The following is a 16283-nucleotide window of genomic DNA, read 5'->3' as shown; positions in this document are numbered from 1 at the left end:
GTGAAAGAGGGTAGGCGAACAGGTCCAAATTTAAAAAACTCACTTTTGGATCCCCTTCCGTCCGTTCGCAAAGAAGTGTGGCCGCTAGGAACCGGCATCGTCGATCGATCGGTCACACTCACTAAAGGCGACGCACTCCACTCAGCGCGTGAGGCATGGAACAGGGCTATTTGAGATAGTTCTCTTCAGAATCGCCTGAAAAATATTGCTGGCTCATTAGCACGTATGTTTGGCGAGAAACACAGTATCGAGCGCGTTGCGGGTCACCAACGCGCCCGCTACCAGCAACACAGCGATTATCAAGATTTCTGTCAACCTAGAGAATCTCGACCTGACGAGGATTCGGGACGCAGGACGCAATGGACCAATGTGTGCCCTGTGATCAGAAAGGAAATGCCTGTGAAGAGAATGTCAGCATGTAAGTCGATTTCTACGCTCTTGCTCAGTACCACTATCCTTACGGGAATGAGCGTCACCGCTTTTTCCCAACAAGCCGAGTTTGTCGGACCGGGATTCAATTGGTCTGATCCAGAAAACTGGAGTACTCGAACAGTCCCAGATTCAGCCACGGATGTGGTGATCGACAAGTTAGACGCTGTTATTGATTTTCCAGGAGCTAATGCCAAAACGGTTGTTGTGAAGAATGGCAACCATTTAGGCATCGTTGGCCCCTCCAGCACCCTGAATACAAAAGTAATTGACTTGTCGTTGAACGGACAGGTTGGCTTTAGCGACGGGGTGACTGCAAACAACGAAGCGATCTTTTCAAAACTACAAGCTGGAGACGTCGAAGTAATAACAAGTGAAGTGCGGAAGAAAATACTTAGTGGAAGCCTTCAACCTCTGCATCATTCTGTTATTTTTAATAATGGCTCAAATGCCGGAAACGGCAAGATTTCGCTGAATGGCCGTTCTGTTTTGTTCGCCAATAGGGCATCGGCCGATCATGCCGAAATTGAGTTGTCTCAGGGCGGAGCGATGACCCTAGAAAGCGGTTCGAAGGCAGGATCCGCAGTAGTCCGCAACTCCGCAAGTCTAATCTCCTTGCAAACAGGATCAACCTTGGAGAATGCTTCGGTCAACAATGTGGATGACGGTCTGATCCTGTTTTACAAGGATAGCAGCGGCGGTGCGGCTGAGATTTATAACTCGCGTAGTCAAATTCTTTTGGCTGACCAGTCAACGTTAGGCACTGCGACTGTCACAAATGACGCGGACAGCTTGGTCCTGTTCGGAAACCAGAGCCATGGTGCATCGGCCACTGTTATCAACAAGAACGGCGCAACCATTCAGGCCGGTCCAACGAAAACGTCTCCTATGGAGATAGGCTCGCTTTCGGGAGCAGGCGATGTCTATCTCGGTGACCAAAGTCTGGTGACCGGTGGTCTCGGCAAGAACGACACTATTTCAGGTTCAATACGCGATGGTTTCTCGGAGGCATACCGTAGACACCAGCTTGAGTCCGGCGTTTCGACTGGTACCGGACCGCTGTCGTCAAATGGCCTTCGCAAGGTTGGCGCCGGCACGCTTACATTGACGGGCACGAACACGTTTTCTGGCGGTACGACGGTTGAGGCTGGTACGCTTAAGCTCGGCGATGGCGGCACGTCCGGCAGTATTCTGGGAGATATAAATAACGAGGCGATACTGGTTTTTGATCGATCCGACGATGTGACATCGGCAAATTCCATTAGCGGGACCGGGGAGATTATTCAGGCCGGGTCTGGATCACTTCTTCTGACAGGTGACAGTTCTGACTTTGCGGGCCAAACGACCGTCAGGAATGGAGCTCTGCTCGTCGGAAAGCCGGGCTCAGACGGAGCGCTCGGCGGTAACCTGAGCGTGCTGGAAGGGGCAAGACTGGGTGGTTCGGGGATTGTTGGTTCGGGTACCGGGTCGCTGACCAGTATTTTGTCTGGGGGCACGCTTGCCGCAGGCAACTCGATCGGGACACTGACCATCGACGGTGATCTGAAGATGGCTTCCGGTTCCAACTTCGAAACGGAAATTACAAGCGACGGTCGCTCCGATCTGGTCAACGTGACAGGGAAAGCCAATCTCGCCGGCAGCAATATCCGCATTGTTTCTGTCGATGCCGATACCAGTTACCAGACCGAACGGAGCTATCGCATTTTGAACGCAGATAGCGGCGTCAATGGCCTGTTTTCCGACACCTTGTCGAGCTCGGCATTTTTGAATGCCGAATTGGTTTACGCGCCCAAAAGCGTCGATCTAAAAATAGCCCTCGCAAACGACCCTGGTTATCTCTTCCCAACCGTAGCGGAGACATCGAACCAACTTGCGACAGCGAGAGGTCTGGATACATTGGCCCAGTCCGGTTCTTCCCTTGCACTCTATAATGATCTCCTGATGTTGAATGCGGACGAAGCGCGGGCAAGTTTCGATCGCCTTTCCGGTGAGGCCTATGCCACAGCCGCCGGTGTTTTGGTGGATCAGTCCCATTTCGTCCGGGGCGCCATGAACGGTCGCATGCAGCAGGCGTTTGGTCAAAGTGCAACCACTCCAGCTCAGGAATCCAATCCCTATTTTGCATGGACCACCTCATATGGTTCCTGGGGAAGCTATGATGGCAACAGTCTATTCGGAGACGTGAGTTCTTCGATCGGCGGTTTCGCTAGCGGGATTGACGTAGACCTATTCGATACATGGCGTGTGGGTATCATGGCGGGTTACGGCCACTCGAGCTTTGATGTGAACGAACGCTCGTCGTCGGGAGACAGCAAGAACTACACGCTCGGAACTTACGCGGCGTCGCAGTGGACGCTGTCTGAAAGTTCCGCGCTCAACTTTCGGTCCGGATTGGCGCACACATGGCACGATCTTTCGATGAACCGTAACGTCGCTTTTCCTGGCTTCTCCGATCGCCTGTCCAGTGAGTATGACGCCTCTGCACTGCAGCTCTTCGGAGAAGTGGGGTATGAGTTGAACATGGATCGCACCATTTTCGAACCCTATGCTAACGCCGGTTTTGTGCGTTTCAACAGCGACGAGTTTGGTGAAGCCGGTCGTACCGCGGCATCGTTGTCGGTAACCTCAGCAACGATGAACACCTGGTTCACTACAATTGGTTTGCGTGCCGCGACCGAACTCGACATCGGTGAGACATTGGTGACGGCGCGCGGCGATATCGGCTGGCGGCATAGCTATGGCGACGTCACCCCCACGTCAACAGCAAGCTTTGTCGGATCTGAGACGTTCACTGTTTCAGGGGCACCGATTGCCAGGGACGTCGCTCTGATCGAGGCGGGCTTCGATATTCACTTTACCAAATCCGCAAAACTGGGCGTCTCCTACAACGGACAGTTCGGATCGGGCACAATCAACAACGGCGTCAATGCGAAGTTTAGTGTGAAATTCTAAGCCTATATTGAACAGTTAGAGGTGGGACTGCGACCATGACGGGGCGGAAATAGGTCAGCGGCGAGGAGCATGAGATTTATCCTCGCTGGAGGCCCCGCCCGGTCGCCCAAAGTACTTACTGGGTGAATCCAACGGCAGCGAATCGATGCACACAGACGATTATAGCCTCCACTGATCCAAGTACGATTTTGTGCTGATCGTCATTGTCATTAAGCAGAGCCTCATCCTTTAGGTTTGAACGAAAACCCATTTCCAAAAGTATACTTGGAATATTTCCTGTGCGCAGTAATAGAAAATTCCCGTGGCGCTCCGGGTTCTTCAGGAGCGGCACGCGGCGCCCAAGCGCTGTGACCATCGAGCGCTGAATTTCGAAAGAGAAGACCTGTTTCTCCCGGAAAATCAGATCTTCCATGATCGCGCTCACGCCAAGGGGAAGTTCGTGGGTATCAATGGAGCCCGCCGAAACGACCAGATTATTATTAGTAGCGAATTCCTCCGCCTGCGCGTCCGAAGATTTGGGAGATGGCCAATAGACGCTCGCCCCCCTCACCGATCGGTTATTTAAGACATCAGCATGCAGCGAGACGAGCAGATGCGCTCGCATCGTTTGCGCCAGCTTCACGCGTTGGTGGCGGCAAAGATTGTGGTTCAATGGTAGCCTTAAGCCAGCCTTAAGGTGGTGAGGGAAATTTGCGCTCATGGACACTTGATCGGAAAGGCCCGGATAACTTTGCGCAAGAAGATGATTTCAATGCCTCGCTCCAAGTCTCAAAATTTGGCCTTTCATGTTATGTTATTTAATAACGTTGGCCAACTCCACGCTTCGGTACGAGCTTACTTTGTACAAGTAAACCTAAAGCTAGCACCGAATGACCTGAACGTACCCATTTGCCTGGACGCCGTCTGTGCAGCTTTTGATACTTTTCTCGACGCTTTTGGCCGTGAGCACGGTCGAATCAGCTTCGCCGGTGAAGGTGAAATCTGATGTGCGCTCAACGGACCGTTATTATGGCCTTTAGTCCAGACTCTACTGCATTAGACTTGGATGGACCGATGGATGTGTTTGCAGAAGCCAACACGTTGCTTGGGCCACAAGACGGATATCGGTTTTTGCTCGTGTCGGCCCAGCCCGGGCCCGTTCGACTGTGTAACGGGTCGCACGTCCTTCCCGATCTCTGCTGTGAAGAGGCCATTGGTAACTATGACGTCGTTCTTGTTGCAAGCTCACCTACGTACACTCACGATCCTACGCTTTGCGCTTGGTTGCGGGAGGTTTGCGGGCGAGCGAATATTTATGGCTCCATCTGCACTGGTGCTTTCGCGCTGGGTGATGCTGGTTTGTTAGACGGCCACACCGTGACAACGCACTGGGAATCGGCCCAGGAACTTGGCGCGCGCTTTCCTTCCAGCCGAGTTGAAGCTGACCGCATCGTTATGCGAAGTGGGACTCTCATTACGTCAGCTGGGGTAGCCGCGGCAATCAACCTCGCATTGACGCTTGTAGCTGACCATCACGGCGCCGAACTATCGCTACGGATCGCGCAGCAACTGGTAGTGGTGGCCAAACGCCGAGCGGAACATACGCAATATCTGCCCCAACTGAGTGCACCACCCGATGGCGATATGTCCATTTTTCGCGTGAAAGCACATGTGATGGAGAATGCGGGCGACGACTACAATCTGAGCAAACTCGCGGCAATCGCCGGAATGAGTTCGCGAAGCTTCTCGCGTCACTTCACACGCGTGACAGGTGTGACCCCCCGCGTATTCGTCGAGCAGGCCCGGCTAGACACCGCAAGGCATCTACTGGAAGAAACCTGCCAGCCTTTGAAGGCAATTGCTTACAATTCTGGTTTTGGAAGTGCGGACAATATGCGTCGGGTATTCCAACGGCGACTTCGGGTCTCACCGGCAGACTACCGGGAACAGTTCAATCGTAAAAGTTAGAGGTCTCAAGCATTCGTCTTAACCGGCGGCACATTCTTACATTGTCCGGAAGGTGCGATCTCAAAGGGTCTCATTACACTGGTACGTAATGTTCGGATGTGAACGTGCACTTGGTCCTTACACCCACGCATGATGCTCATGGCAAATGCCACCCCCCTTGCAACGGCACGGGAAGCCTCGTCCCACCGAGATGGCTCCCTTTACATTGGCGGCTCCTTCTTTTGCGACCTGAGAAATCGAAGGCGCCGATGAAGAAGCATAGGAAGCTTGTCGGGCAGCGGTGCATTGTTTGCGCGAGGCAATTAAAGACGTGTTTTTGGCCAAATCGGACTGAGCAACAGCCTCGCAAGACGAGTTAACGGGAGTGTAAATCTGCAGATGGTCGGAGCAGGTTGCGTTGTTCAACAAACATCGACAACGTCGCGCGGCGAAAGTCAGCGATCCTTAGCGACTAAATCGCTTATCCAACGGACTGGCATATTACGCAAGGCATTGGTCTGTGACGCTGAGATGAATGGCGAAGCCGCGATCGCCCCCTGATCGATACGTAACGCAATAATGAGTGAGGAGTTCGGGAGGATCAATGACAATTGAAAAACCAAAAAGTGCGCGGTTACGCCGTGTACAATGGATCGCTGTTGGCTTTTTGATGACGGCCGGCATCATCAATTATGTCGATCGGAGTGCGCTTTCGATCGCCAACACCGCTATTAGAAACGAAATGGCACTCTCTCCAAGTGAGATGGGTATGGTGCTGTCTGCCTTTTCACTCGCATACGCATTCGCGCAGCTTCCGACAGGTGCACTTCTGGACAAGTTAGGGTCCCGCATCATGCTGGGCGCTGGAATGTTGTTCTGGTCAGTGGCGCAAATCCTCTGCGGGTTGGTCAACAACGCCACGCAATTGATTGTCGCACGAGCAGTACTCGGTGTTGGCGAAGCTCCACAATTTCCAGCTGGCGCTAAGGTGGTCAGTGAATGGTTCAATATTGGTGAGCGAGGAAAGCCAACAGGTATGATTGTTGCCTCGTCCTGCATTGGACCCTGCATTGCCCCTCCTTTGCTAACGGCGATGATGGTCGCATTTGGTTGGCGCTGGATGTTCATCATTACTGGGGCTCTTGGAATTATCGTCGCGGCCGGATGGTATTTAATGTATCGGAATCGCAATGAAGTGGCACTTACGCCAGCCGAAGCGGCCTTCATTGACGAGGGATCGGACAAGCAGACTGATCAACCACTGACAGTTAAAGAGTGGAAATCGTTGTTCGCGCACCGTACCGCGTGGGGAATTATTCTAGGCTTCATGGGCGTCGTGTATATGGTCTGGCTCTATTTGACCTGGCTCCCCAGTTATCTTGAACATTCTCGTGGCTTTACGGTCGAGAATACTGGATGGGTCGTTGCTATACCTTATCTCTTTGGAACCGCCGGAATGCTCGTTTCAGGGCAGGTCGTTGACAGGTTGATGCGACGCGGGATGTCTGCCATTTCGAGCCGAAAGTGGCCGGTCTGCGTCGGCCTGCTCGGAGGTGCATTTTTCACGCTACCGGCGGCATTTACGCCGAACGCGACAATGGCTGTCGCCTATATCTGCCTCGCAATGTTCTTCATAAATTTGGCCAGTGCTGCTTCGTGGATGATGATCACTATTGCCGTTTCGAAGCGCCAGGTTGGCTCTCTCGGAAGCATCATGAACTTCGGAGGTTATTTCGCAGGATCTTTTGCGCCAATCGTTACAGGCTTCATGGTCGAACATGCCGATTCTTACGTCAACGCGTTGGTTGCCGCTGCAGTAATCTCCATCCTCTCAGCACTAGCGTATTTCCTGCTTGTAAAGACCGACATGAAAAGTGTTGAGGGGCCAATGGTGACGCGATGACGTTTCTGCCTTTTTTCCCAACGATTGGCCGATATCGAAAAGGTGCGCAGTAGGATAAAGGAATGTGTTCCCGGGGAGGGTGACAAGTTGGTTGCTCGCCCCGGGATCGACTGGATATCGGCCTATAAGGCGACTGACGCTTTGGCCGACAGCCGCCAGTCTCCTACGGAGCGGTCGTCGAGGTGTCGTGCCGACCATGAGGGAGATTGTCTTGAATGCAGAAAAGTCTTTCACAGGCACTCCCCCTTCTATTTGCCAGGGGCAGACCGCACGCCGCACGTCAGCCGAGCCCAGATTCCCGTTGGATCGACACCTTCTTATTCGGTCGTGATGTGAGCAGCCCGAGGAATGGTAGAGAATGTGGTCGCCGAAGGCAGCGGAGCAGGCACTTCATTCCACGCAAAACGCACGCGCATTTAATCTGACCGCGCAAAGCTTTTTGAAGCACTTACTTATCATTGCGAGCGCAAGGAATTCGGAAGAGCCGCACGGCCGTGCTTGCCACAAAAGCGGTCACGGTGACCGCACCACTCGCTGTCGTAGTGACGGGCAGCGAGAAATCTGCGCCCGGTTTACGGGTGCAGGAAGATACGAGGCCTAGGATCAACAGAGGTGAGACCACCGGTCGACAGTTTAGATAACCGCAAACGCCATTGTCATCTTTGGCACGCCGTTCCACTACCGTAGCCCGAGAAACTCACGCCGCAGCCGAGTTTTTGCATAGCAAGGATGAAGCCAGTCATCTGTAGCCGGCTTTCCGGATCGCTCGCTTCCCTGATCTCGATGACCAAGCGTCCTGCAATAGATGGATTTCGGGTCAGCTCGTCCCGAACCGAAGTCCACCAGATATCATCAACAGCAGACAAGGCTGACACTTCACAACCGAGCTTCGTATCTGGACGAGTTTTCAGACGATCTATTGTCGCATGGACCAAGTATCGGTCGTAGGCACGCGTTAGGCGCAATCGCTCCAAGACACTCGGAATATTCTCTGTTGCTATCACCCTTGTACCACATCGGATGTTCTTTAACTGGATCCTGTGGTACGGGCATCGGGCGTTGCTCTCTACCGCATTCAACGGGTACTCCACCAAGTCGACGCGGTTACTGCTCAAAGCATCGTAGAGCACCACAGCAATCTCCATGTCTGATCTATACTGTTCGAAACAAGCGGGAACCCAATATTTGTGGTCGAAGGCGGGAAAACATTGAGTTTTGTTTACGCTAACCGCCACGCTGATTCTCGTTTGTCCAATATCAATGGGCGGCTCGCAAAGAAGCAACAGAGCCGGAAGCACTCTTGTCTGTTCAACCTCACCGTCCCAGCCCCACCCCTGGATACGCAATCCTGACGGCTCGATCGTTAGGGCACCGAATGAGTCTGGCAAAATGGATTCTATTCTGCGGCATGCAGTGTAGAGCACTCGAGCAGCAATCCCATCGCCATAGCACAACGCAATGTGACGCAGATTTTCGACTGTTATTACAAGGCTATTCCGATTCGACCGCATGCTACTGTGAGCCTGATCAACACTTAGTTTCATGCGATTGCGCCCGCCAGATACCAGCCGGTAGGGCTCCTTACCAAAAGATAAACAAACGCAGCTGCATATTGAATCAAAAATCCTGCCGCGTCGGCACGAAAAAGCGCGGTCGAACCTCGAAATGTTGGACGCACTCGGAACGCGGAAATGTCCCCGACCGTCTCTGGTTCGACACTTCCGACCGGGGAGACTACAGCGCCCGCCGCAGTTGAACGAATTGACTCATGTACGGTATTCATGTTCCTGGCATGAATCATGAATGTTACCTGCGATTTTCTTGTTGGCTAGTTCGACTCGAGTTTAAGGAAAGTCAGTGACAGTAAGGGGAGCTTGGCGGCTCTCTCCCGGAGGCCACGATTTAAGCCGGCCATCATGGTGTGCGCGGTAAACATTCGAGGCGGAGCCCGGGGCGACATTTGGGCACGTGATATCTGCAGCTTGCGTAGCGTAACTACCCCTAAATCCAGTTTTGTTCGCACTAACTGGCACCGGCAGTGAGATTCCGTAACCTTGAAGGTGTGTCGCACCACACAATGCGGCTGATTGCGCGTCTTCGATCGTCTCGACGCCTTCCATGACAACTACAGGAGAGTAGCAAGACGCGAAGCTGATAAGATGCGCCAGAGCATCAAGGTCCAAGCAAGACCGTCTTGCGGGCTGCAAGAACGACCGATCGATTTTGACGATATCAAAATCAACCAAGCGGAGTAGTTGCGGAGATGCGTAGCCTGCGCCAAAGTCATCCAGCGCAATCCGGCATCCCAACTCCCGCATCTCGTTCAGCATGCTTACCGATCGTGTCACATCGAGTAGTGGCCGCGTCTCCGTCAATTCGAGAACTAATCGAGACGCTAGTGTTGGACGAGACCGGACCTGGCCGGCAATCAGGTCCCACGTTTCGCGATTGCGCAGATTATCGGCCGATATATTGCAGCCGAGGACCGCACAGGGATCGATTTCCAGCTCGTCAAGGGCGAGGCGGACCACGTTCTCGTCAATCAACGAGCAGTATCCCAACTCCTCAAGCGTCGGAATAAATATACCCGCGCCATAATGGCAGCCGTCTGTTCCCTGCAACGTTGCTAAGCATTCGCGATAGAACACAGCATCAAATGGTTCGACCGAATGAACTGATTGGACGTTGAAACTTGCCCTTCCATCAGCGATCGCTGACTTAACAATCTCAACGACCCCTATATTCGAGATATCCGAGTGTCTATGCATCTTTGCCTCCCACTGTCCGTAAGAAAAGTCTGCGCTCATTAAGTTGCGGATCTCCATGGCCAGGAGGTTCGTCTTCTCGAGCTTTGGAGTTTAAGGGGGCATCGCGTTAAGACCAACGCTGAGTCACCGACACATTTGGCCAAAGATAATGCTAACTTCGCCATTGAGGACTTCTGTCCTGTACTCAAAGCACCCGCTTGTGCTCAAAGCTACTGCGCTTGGCAGCTTGGCTAAACAGCTTATTGGAGCATCAAGGGCTCCAACGGAGGTATTGGCCGGTTCTTGGTTTTTCCGGGCGGGCGAGAACGATTTCGCTCGAAAATGGAGCGATAACTCGCGTGTTTTTAGACTAGATGTACGTCATGAAGGCCGCGACGTTGCGCTATGACACGCTGGTAAAAAGCGCGGCAGATTTGATCCATTGGCGTCAGAAGTGGGACCCAAAACCGGTTACCGGACGGATTTTATGACCGACCCGGAAGTTATCGGAAGAGGGCAAAAAGTCGTGTTTGCAAGATAGACCCGAGTACACACCGAAGCCGTTCTTACCGGGAATGGCGCAGGGCCAATCTGCGCATTTGCGCAGTATCGAATGGGCAGATTTCATGGTTTCTGTCGCGCAGCAGACATCCGGGCCGTGGCGCTTTGCCGGTTGTCCGCCCCGATCCCGGCATAGCCCCTAGAATTCGACAGCAGAACAGCCTTGGAACAGAAAATCAATTCTCACTTGTCTCGCAGATCGCTGCTCACCTTGGCAATCAGCTCATTTCTGGCCACAGGTTGCGAGCAGGTTCCCAAGACGAAACTCGAAGTTGCCGCGGCTACCCTGCCCGAAAACAAGAATGAAACGACGTCAGCCGCAAAAACGGAGAAGGACAACAGGCCAAAGCCTGCGGGTACCGGTTTCGCTTACGACGAAATTTATGCTGCGCTGGCGGATGGCGGCTTTGACGTTCCAGCAGTCAATTACCGCGCCATTGACCCACAATACCTCCGACAGGAGGTCGAATACATCACCGCAGAGCCTGCCTATTCAATTGTCGTGGATACAAATGAGAGGTTCCTCTACTGGGTTCTTCCCCGTGGCCGAGCCATACGTTACGGCGTCGGGCTTGGAACTCAGGGCCGATCATGGAAAGGGCGCGCCGTCGTTCAATGGAAGCAGAAATGGCCAAGGTGGAAGGCGCCGGACGATATGATCGCCCGCAATCCTGAACTCAAGCCATATGGTGTTGAAGCAGGCGGAATGGCCCCCGGCCCCCGGAATCCTCTCGGCGCGCGCGCCATGTACATTTTCCAGAACGGCAAGGATACGCTCTATCGTATTCACGGGTCACCGAGCTGGAGAACCATAGGTAAAAATTCTTCCTCGGGTTGCGTCAGGATGCTGATGCAGGATGCGATCGATCTTTATGATCGCGTGAAAGGAAAGACGCCCCTTTTGGTCATCTGATAGCGTTATTCTGAGCGCGCAATGATTAAGAATAACGCTGCGGGTCAAATTTATGCCATAAACGGCACCATATCTCGCGCCGTTCGGTTTAGCGGATCCAGGGCCTTTCGCTCTTGGAAACGGCAGATCACAGTGCTTCAAACCTCGTGACAGAAGCATGGGACAACACATATCGAGCAGCGGGAGAGACCGATATCTCCCGACATCGGCGCCGACGGAGCAACCACCCCGGAAACTCTCAGGCAAAAGGACCGCTGCAAGATCATACAAACTCTGAAAAGCGAGCTGATGCTCGCGCCGATGGTGTAAGTTCGCCGAAACAAGGTGAGCGAATCTCTCAGGCCAATGACAGAGGGGGTGCCAAAAAGCCCAAGAAAGCGGGCAAGGAGCACCTATGGCTGGAAGTCACCCTTCCCTATCGACAGTCAATTGCGTTGACGCAGTTTCAAGACCATTTTCATTGACAATGGCGGCAATTCCATTTGCCGCACACGACCTTGTCAAGCGTTGCGGATTCCCGCGCGCCGGCGCTCATGCCAGCAGGCGTCAGCGGCGGCATTTCACCCCAGTCACCTTCAAAATTTGAACGGCTTTACGCGGTTTCACCGGGCAATGGCGCTCGACAGGTGTGGCGCAAGCACCTCGCGATCCGCCTTCTCGCGATGATACCGCTACGCGGTTCTTGTAGGAACACTACCTAATTCAGGAAATTTAAAATGGTCGATTGGGAAGATTTGCGATTTTTCTCCGCCTTTGCTCACCACGGTTCGATCACGGCAACCGCCAAGGCGCTACGCGTCGATCATACGACCGTCAGTCGGCGCATCACATCGCTGGAAACCTCGCTTTCCGTGAAGCTCGTTGATCGCAGGCCGAGATCATATGTACTGACCGATATGGGACGCGACGTCGCGAACTTCGCCGAGGACATGAGCAGATCGGCATTTGCTCTGAGCCGTTGCGCCGGTTCCGGCCAGAACGGTATCGAAGGTGATATCGTGGTATCCGCGCCGCCATCGCTGCTCTACAGCTTCATTGCGCCGCAAATCTCCGCGCTGCAATCTCAGCATCCTGACGTAAGGCTCCGTCTTGTCGGTACCATGGAAGCGATGTCCCTCTCCAAGGGAGAAGCGGATATTGCCATCAGCCTCAAGCGGCCGAGCGAAGCCACGCTGGTTGCGCGTCGCCTCGGACAATTGCCCTATTTCCTCTATGCCGACCCTGCCTACCCGACGAGAAACGGCCCTCCTCTCTATATCAGTTACGATGATACCATGCGGGAGTCGGATCACTATCGCTGGCTTGATGACAGGCTTTCCGCCGACGAGGTGTTCATGTGCAGCAACGACCTGCGCATACAGGCGGCGGCCGCCGCCGGCGGCTGTGGGGTGGCACTGCTGCCCGCCTACCTCGCCGCGGAACACGGTCTTGTGAGGTTCGATCCACTCGATCCCGGCGTCAGGATCGACGTTTGGCTGGTAATCCACGAAGACGTGCGCGACACGCCGCGGATACGTGTTGCCATGGACTTCATCAGTGAAAGCCTCAAGCCCTTGTGGTGTTCCTGATTATGCGCAGATCAAGCCTGCGCCATTGCCGAATTTTCCGGGATTTGGCGCGGTGTAAAATGCCGCGTGACAGGGTCTGTCCTGCGCGCGTGCAGTGACCGGTTGTACCTGCCCGCATTCCCACCCTATTCCCGATACCTGAGCGTGGAGTATTTTCATGTCTTTGATTGCTCGTTACAGGAGAGGTACCGTCGGATACCTTGTTCTCCCTGCCAAAAAACGCAGCGCAAAAACATCCGCTCGAAATCGTCAGCGGGTGGGCCTGCTAATCGTGGCATTTGCGATCGGTTATGCCGCGATCGCAGTTCGCCTTCTGCAATATGGCTATTTTTCCGAGAGTGACGCGACGGCGAGTATTCCACGATCTCCCAATATAATCGCCTCCCGCCCCGACATTCTGGACCGCAACGGCCAGCTTATCGCAACGGATATCAATCTCATCTCGCTTTATGCAGAGCCTCGCCGCGTTGTTGATGCAAATGAGGCCATCGAAAAGCTCGCCTCTGTTGTTCCCGACCTGGATTGGGCTGACCTGCACAGAAAACTAACGTCTGACTCCGGTTTCCAGTGGATCAGGAGACAGCTTACGCCCCGCCAGGAAGCTGAGATCATGCGCCTTGGAATCCCGGGCATCGGATTCAGACCCGAAAAGCGGCGGTTTTATCCTGGCGGGCCAGTGGCATCTCACATTGTCGGGCATGTCAACATCGATAATCAGGGGCTGGCGGGCATTGAGCGCTATCTCGACAGGCAAGGCCTGGCAGACCTGCGTGGAGTTGGCCTTACCGACCCCACCCAGCTTGAACCGGTCCGGCTGTCCATCGATTTGCGCGTTCAGAGCATCGTGCATAACGTCGTTAGCGATGCCTTGAGGAACTATCGGGCGGAAGCGGCAGGTGCCGTCGTAATCGATGTCGACACAGGCGAGGTTCTCGCGATGGCGTCCGTCCCCGACTATGACCCGAATGAACCTTCGCGGCGCCTTGCCGATGGCACGATCGACAGGGATTACGAAAAGGGATGGTTCAACCGCATGAGCAATTCAGCGGTTGAAATGGGCTCGACCTTCAAGGCGTTCACCCTTGCCATGGGGATTGATGCAGGCGTCGTCAATCTGAACTCGGTCGTTGATGCCTCCCGCCCGCTGAAGATGGGTGGTTTCATCATCAGGGATTTTCACGGCCGAGGACGGCCGCTGACAATCCGGGAAGTCTTTCGCTACTCATCAAACATCGGCACGGCAAAGGTCGCTGATCTCGTTGGCCTGGAAAGTCACCAGCAATTTCTCTTCAGACTGGGCCTGTTGTCAAAGATGCAGACGGAGTTACCGGAAATTGCCTCGCCCGCAGCGCCAAGGAACTGGAAAAAGATCAATTCCGCAACGATTTCGTTCGGTCACGGTCTGGCCACGACACCGTTACAGACGGCTGCGGCTGCGGCGGCCCTCGTAAACGGTGGCATATTTCGGCACCCGACCTTCATCGCCGACAGTGGGAGGCGTCACCAAATCACCGGCAGGCGTGTCCTGCAGGCCTCGACCAGCGCAAAGGTCCGCGAGCTGTTCTGGTACAACGGCACCCAAGGTTCGGGCCGAAACGCCCAGGTGGCCGGTTTTGATGTAGGTGGGAAAACCGGGACAGCGGAAAAGGTTATCAATGGCAAATACGCGAAGAACCTGAACTTCAATACATTCCTCGCGGCATTCCCCATGCACCGCCCTCGTTATTTGGTGCTGTCGATCATTGACGCCCCGCTTTCCGGTGAGCGTGGCGGGCGCCTGGCGGCCTTCAATGCCGCGCCGATGGTGCGCGACATCATCGAGCGCGCCGCACCACTCCTCGGGGTTCGACCGTCATTCGGGAACCCGCAGGCATATCCTTTGATGAACTACTGAATAGGCGATGAACCCATGTCATTCGCAGATACTGAATTTTCAGATTATTTGATGATCTTTCCCCCGACGGGCGACATTATCCATATTCTCTATTTCGTTGCGATTGTCGCAGAGGCCATGACAGCCGCACTCGCCGCCGGCCGTCGCGAAATGGATTGGATCGGCGTATTTCTGCTTGGATGCATTACCGCCCTCGGCGGTGGAACCGTGCGCGATGTTTTTCTGAACCACTATCCGCTATCGTGGGTCGAAAATCCCAGCTATCTCCTCGTGACGGGATTATCTGCGCTGACGACGATCCCGATCGCCCGATATATGTATCACCTGCGCAAGATGTTCCTTTTTCTTGACGCGATAGGACTGGTCGTCTTCACCGTCATCGGCTGCCAGATTGCGTCAAACCTCAACCTGCCGCTGGTTGTCGTGGTGGCGGCAGGCGTGCTGACTGGATGTCTGGGCGGCGTACTTCGGGATATCCTGTGCAACGAAGTACCGCTCTTGTTTCGTTCGGAACTCTATGCAACCGTCTCGGTCTTTACGAGCCTGATCTACTTGATCGTGCCCCTCCTGGGGGTTTCCCACGCGATATCCTCGCTCGTCGCAATGGCCCTCGGGTTGATGCTCCGGCTCCTTGCAATACGCTGTAACTGGTGTGTACCGACATTCATTTACACGAAAGACCCTCATTGAGGAGCGAGCGCATTTTTCACCGCCGCAAGGCCGCGGCGTAAAAACGGATCGGAGTGCACGTAAAAGAACTGCACTCCACGCGCCCGCCAGTGCGGGATTTCTTCCAGCGTTGCAAGCGTGCCGGCGATCTTTCCCGCTGCGCGAATTTTTTCGACGGCGACGGCGACCTTGTCGATCACCACGTCCGGGCGCGGTTCGCCGAATGGCGGTGCGGGCGGATATCCCATGTCCTGCGACAGATCGCCGGGGCCGATGAAAAACACGTCTATCCCCTCGACTGTCAGCATCTCCTCAAGAGCGTCGACTGCATCGACGGTCTCGATCATGGCGATGACCAGCCGCTTCTCATAATCGGACGGCAGGGCGTAACGCACCGCATCGACAATTGCCCGGGCCTCGTCGGCATTGCTGACCATGGGCACCATGATCCCGTCGGCGCCGGCATTGAGGTAGCGGATGATGATCGGCCGTTCGTGCGAATGCGGGCGCACGATGGCAGCACCACCCACCGAGCGCACCACCTGCCCGGTTGCCCGCACATCCTCGAAGCTCCAGGTGCCGTGCTCGCAATCGACGAAGACCGCATCCGCGCCAAGTTCCACCAGCCGGCCGGAAAGACCTGAATGTGTATGGTGCGGCGTGAACATGCTGATAGCCTCACCCGTCGCAAGACGGGCGCGCAACTTTGCTCCATTCATGG

11 protein-coding genes and 1 riboswitch are annotated in these 16283 nt (G+C 54.5%); of the genes, 7 read left to right on the top strand and 4 right to left on the bottom strand.

From position 1 onward, the window contains the following. Positions 1-465 precede the first annotated feature (465 nt). Entirely contained in the window at positions 466-3381 is a 2916-nt protein-coding gene (locus tag JZY08_RS21220; protein WP_253204083.1) for an autotransporter domain-containing protein, read from the top strand. A gap of 115 nt (positions 3382-3496) precedes the next feature. Here the strand turns inward: JZY08_RS21220 and JZY08_RS21215 are convergent, their stop codons facing one another. Continuing rightward, positions 3497-4081 (bottom strand): N-acetylmuramoyl-L-alanine amidase, encoded by a 585-nt coding sequence (locus tag JZY08_RS21215; protein ID WP_216331612.1) that lies wholly within the window; start codon positions 4079-4081, stop codon positions 3497-3499. Positions 4082-4365: 284 nt separating this feature from the next. On the opposite strand from JZY08_RS21215, the gene JZY08_RS21210 reads away from it, so the two are divergent. Together JZY08_RS21210 and JZY08_RS21205 are read left to right on the top strand one after the other, a co-directional pair. Further along, a complete protein-coding gene (locus tag JZY08_RS21210) occupies positions 4366-5328 on the top strand; it encodes a GlxA family transcriptional regulator (RefSeq protein ID WP_367303909.1) in 963 nt (320 codons plus the stop codon). A gap of 583 nt (positions 5329-5911) precedes the next feature. Next, positions 5912-7210: an MFS transporter gene (locus tag JZY08_RS21205; protein ID WP_137039489.1), complete on the top strand. Its 1299-nt coding sequence runs from the start codon at positions 5912-5914 to the stop codon at positions 7208-7210. 656 nt (positions 7211-7866) lie between these two features. On the opposite strand, the gene JZY08_RS21200 is transcribed toward JZY08_RS21205, so the two are convergent. Both JZY08_RS21200 and JZY08_RS21195 read right to left on the bottom strand, forming a co-directional pair. After that, positions 7867-8634: an EAL domain-containing protein gene (locus JZY08_RS21200; RefSeq protein WP_216331611.1), complete on the bottom strand. Its 768-nt coding sequence runs from the start codon at positions 8632-8634 to the stop codon at positions 7867-7869. Between the two features lie 420 nt (positions 8635-9054). Beyond that, positions 9055-10035, bottom strand: coding sequence for an EAL domain-containing protein (locus JZY08_RS21195; RefSeq protein WP_216331610.1), 981 nt, complete (start codon positions 10033-10035; stop codon positions 9055-9057). Between the two features lie 646 nt (positions 10036-10681). On the opposite strand from JZY08_RS21195, the gene JZY08_RS21190 reads away from it, so the two are divergent. The 4 genes from JZY08_RS21190 (at position 10682) to JZY08_RS21175 (ending at position 15583) form a co-directional block, all read left to right on the top strand. After that, positions 10682-11431 carry a L,D-transpeptidase gene (locus JZY08_RS21190; RefSeq protein WP_253204081.1) on the top strand — a complete coding sequence of 250 codons (750 nt, stop codon included), beginning with the start codon at positions 10682-10684 and terminating at the stop codon, positions 11429-11431. 170 nt (positions 11432-11601) lie between these two features. After that, positions 11602-11695, top strand: a riboswitch (glycine riboswitch). A gap of 452 nt (positions 11696-12147) precedes the next feature. After that, complete coding sequence (locus tag JZY08_RS21185; protein WP_216331609.1) at positions 12148-12999, top strand: LysR family transcriptional regulator; 852 nt, start codon at positions 12148-12150, stop codon at positions 12997-12999. Between the two features lie 157 nt (positions 13000-13156). Further along, the gene (locus tag JZY08_RS21180) at positions 13157-14893 is read left to right on the top strand and encodes a penicillin-binding protein 2 (RefSeq protein ID WP_253204080.1); all 1737 of its coding nucleotides are present in this window, start codon (positions 13157-13159) and stop codon (positions 14891-14893) included. A 15-nt stretch (positions 14894-14908) separates the two neighbouring features. Further along, on the top strand, positions 14909-15583 hold the full coding sequence (locus tag JZY08_RS21175) for a trimeric intracellular cation channel family protein (RefSeq protein ID WP_253204079.1): 675 nt from the start codon (positions 14909-14911) through the stop codon (positions 15581-15583). On the opposite strand, the gene JZY08_RS21170 is transcribed toward JZY08_RS21175, so the two are convergent. Continuing rightward, positions 15577-16281 carry an HpcH/HpaI aldolase/citrate lyase family protein gene (locus JZY08_RS21170; RefSeq protein WP_216331608.1) on the bottom strand — a complete coding sequence of 235 codons (705 nt, stop codon included), beginning with the start codon at positions 16279-16281 and terminating at the stop codon, positions 15577-15579. The genes JZY08_RS21175 and JZY08_RS21170 overlap by 7 nt on opposite strands. Positions 16282-16283: the final 2 nt, after the last annotated feature.

It is taken from the genome of Rhizobium sp. X9 (assembly GCF_018873185.1).
GTDB classification, from domain to species: Bacteria; Pseudomonadota; Alphaproteobacteria; order Rhizobiales; family Rhizobiaceae; genus Agrobacterium; species Agrobacterium oryzihabitans.
The sequence above is the reverse complement of the archived record's forward strand: the minus strand, read 5'-3'. Positions and strand labels throughout refer to the sequence as shown.

Excerpts from the sequence above, each read along its gene's own strand:
- JZY08_RS21220 (WP_253204083.1), top strand. The coding sequence starts at position 466 with ATGAGCGTCACCGCTTTTTCCCAACAAGCCGAGTTTGTCGGACCGGGA.
- JZY08_RS21215 (WP_216331612.1), bottom strand. The coding sequence starts at position 4,081 with ATGAGCGCAAATTTCCCTCACCACCTTAAGGCTGGCTTAAGGCTACCA.
- JZY08_RS21210 (WP_367303909.1), top strand. The coding sequence starts at position 4,366 with ATGTGCGCTCAACGGACCGTTATTATGGCCTTTAGTCCAGACTCTACT.
- JZY08_RS21205 (WP_137039489.1), top strand. The coding sequence starts at position 5,912 with ATGACAATTGAAAAACCAAAAAGTGCGCGGTTACGCCGTGTACAATGG.
- JZY08_RS21195 (WP_216331610.1), bottom strand. The coding sequence starts at position 10,035 with ATGGAGATCCGCAACTTAATGAGCGCAGACTTTTCTTACGGACAGTGG.
- JZY08_RS21185 (WP_216331609.1), top strand. The coding sequence starts at position 12,148 with ATGGTCGATTGGGAAGATTTGCGATTTTTCTCCGCCTTTGCTCACCAC.
- JZY08_RS21180 (WP_253204080.1), top strand. The coding sequence starts at position 13,157 with ATGTCTTTGATTGCTCGTTACAGGAGAGGTACCGTCGGATACCTTGTT.
- JZY08_RS21175 (WP_253204079.1), top strand. The coding sequence starts at position 14,909 with ATGTCATTCGCAGATACTGAATTTTCAGATTATTTGATGATCTTTCCC.
- JZY08_RS21170 (WP_216331608.1), bottom strand. The coding sequence starts at position 16,281 with ATGAATGGAGCAAAGTTGCGCGCCCGTCTTGCGACGGGTGAGGCTATC.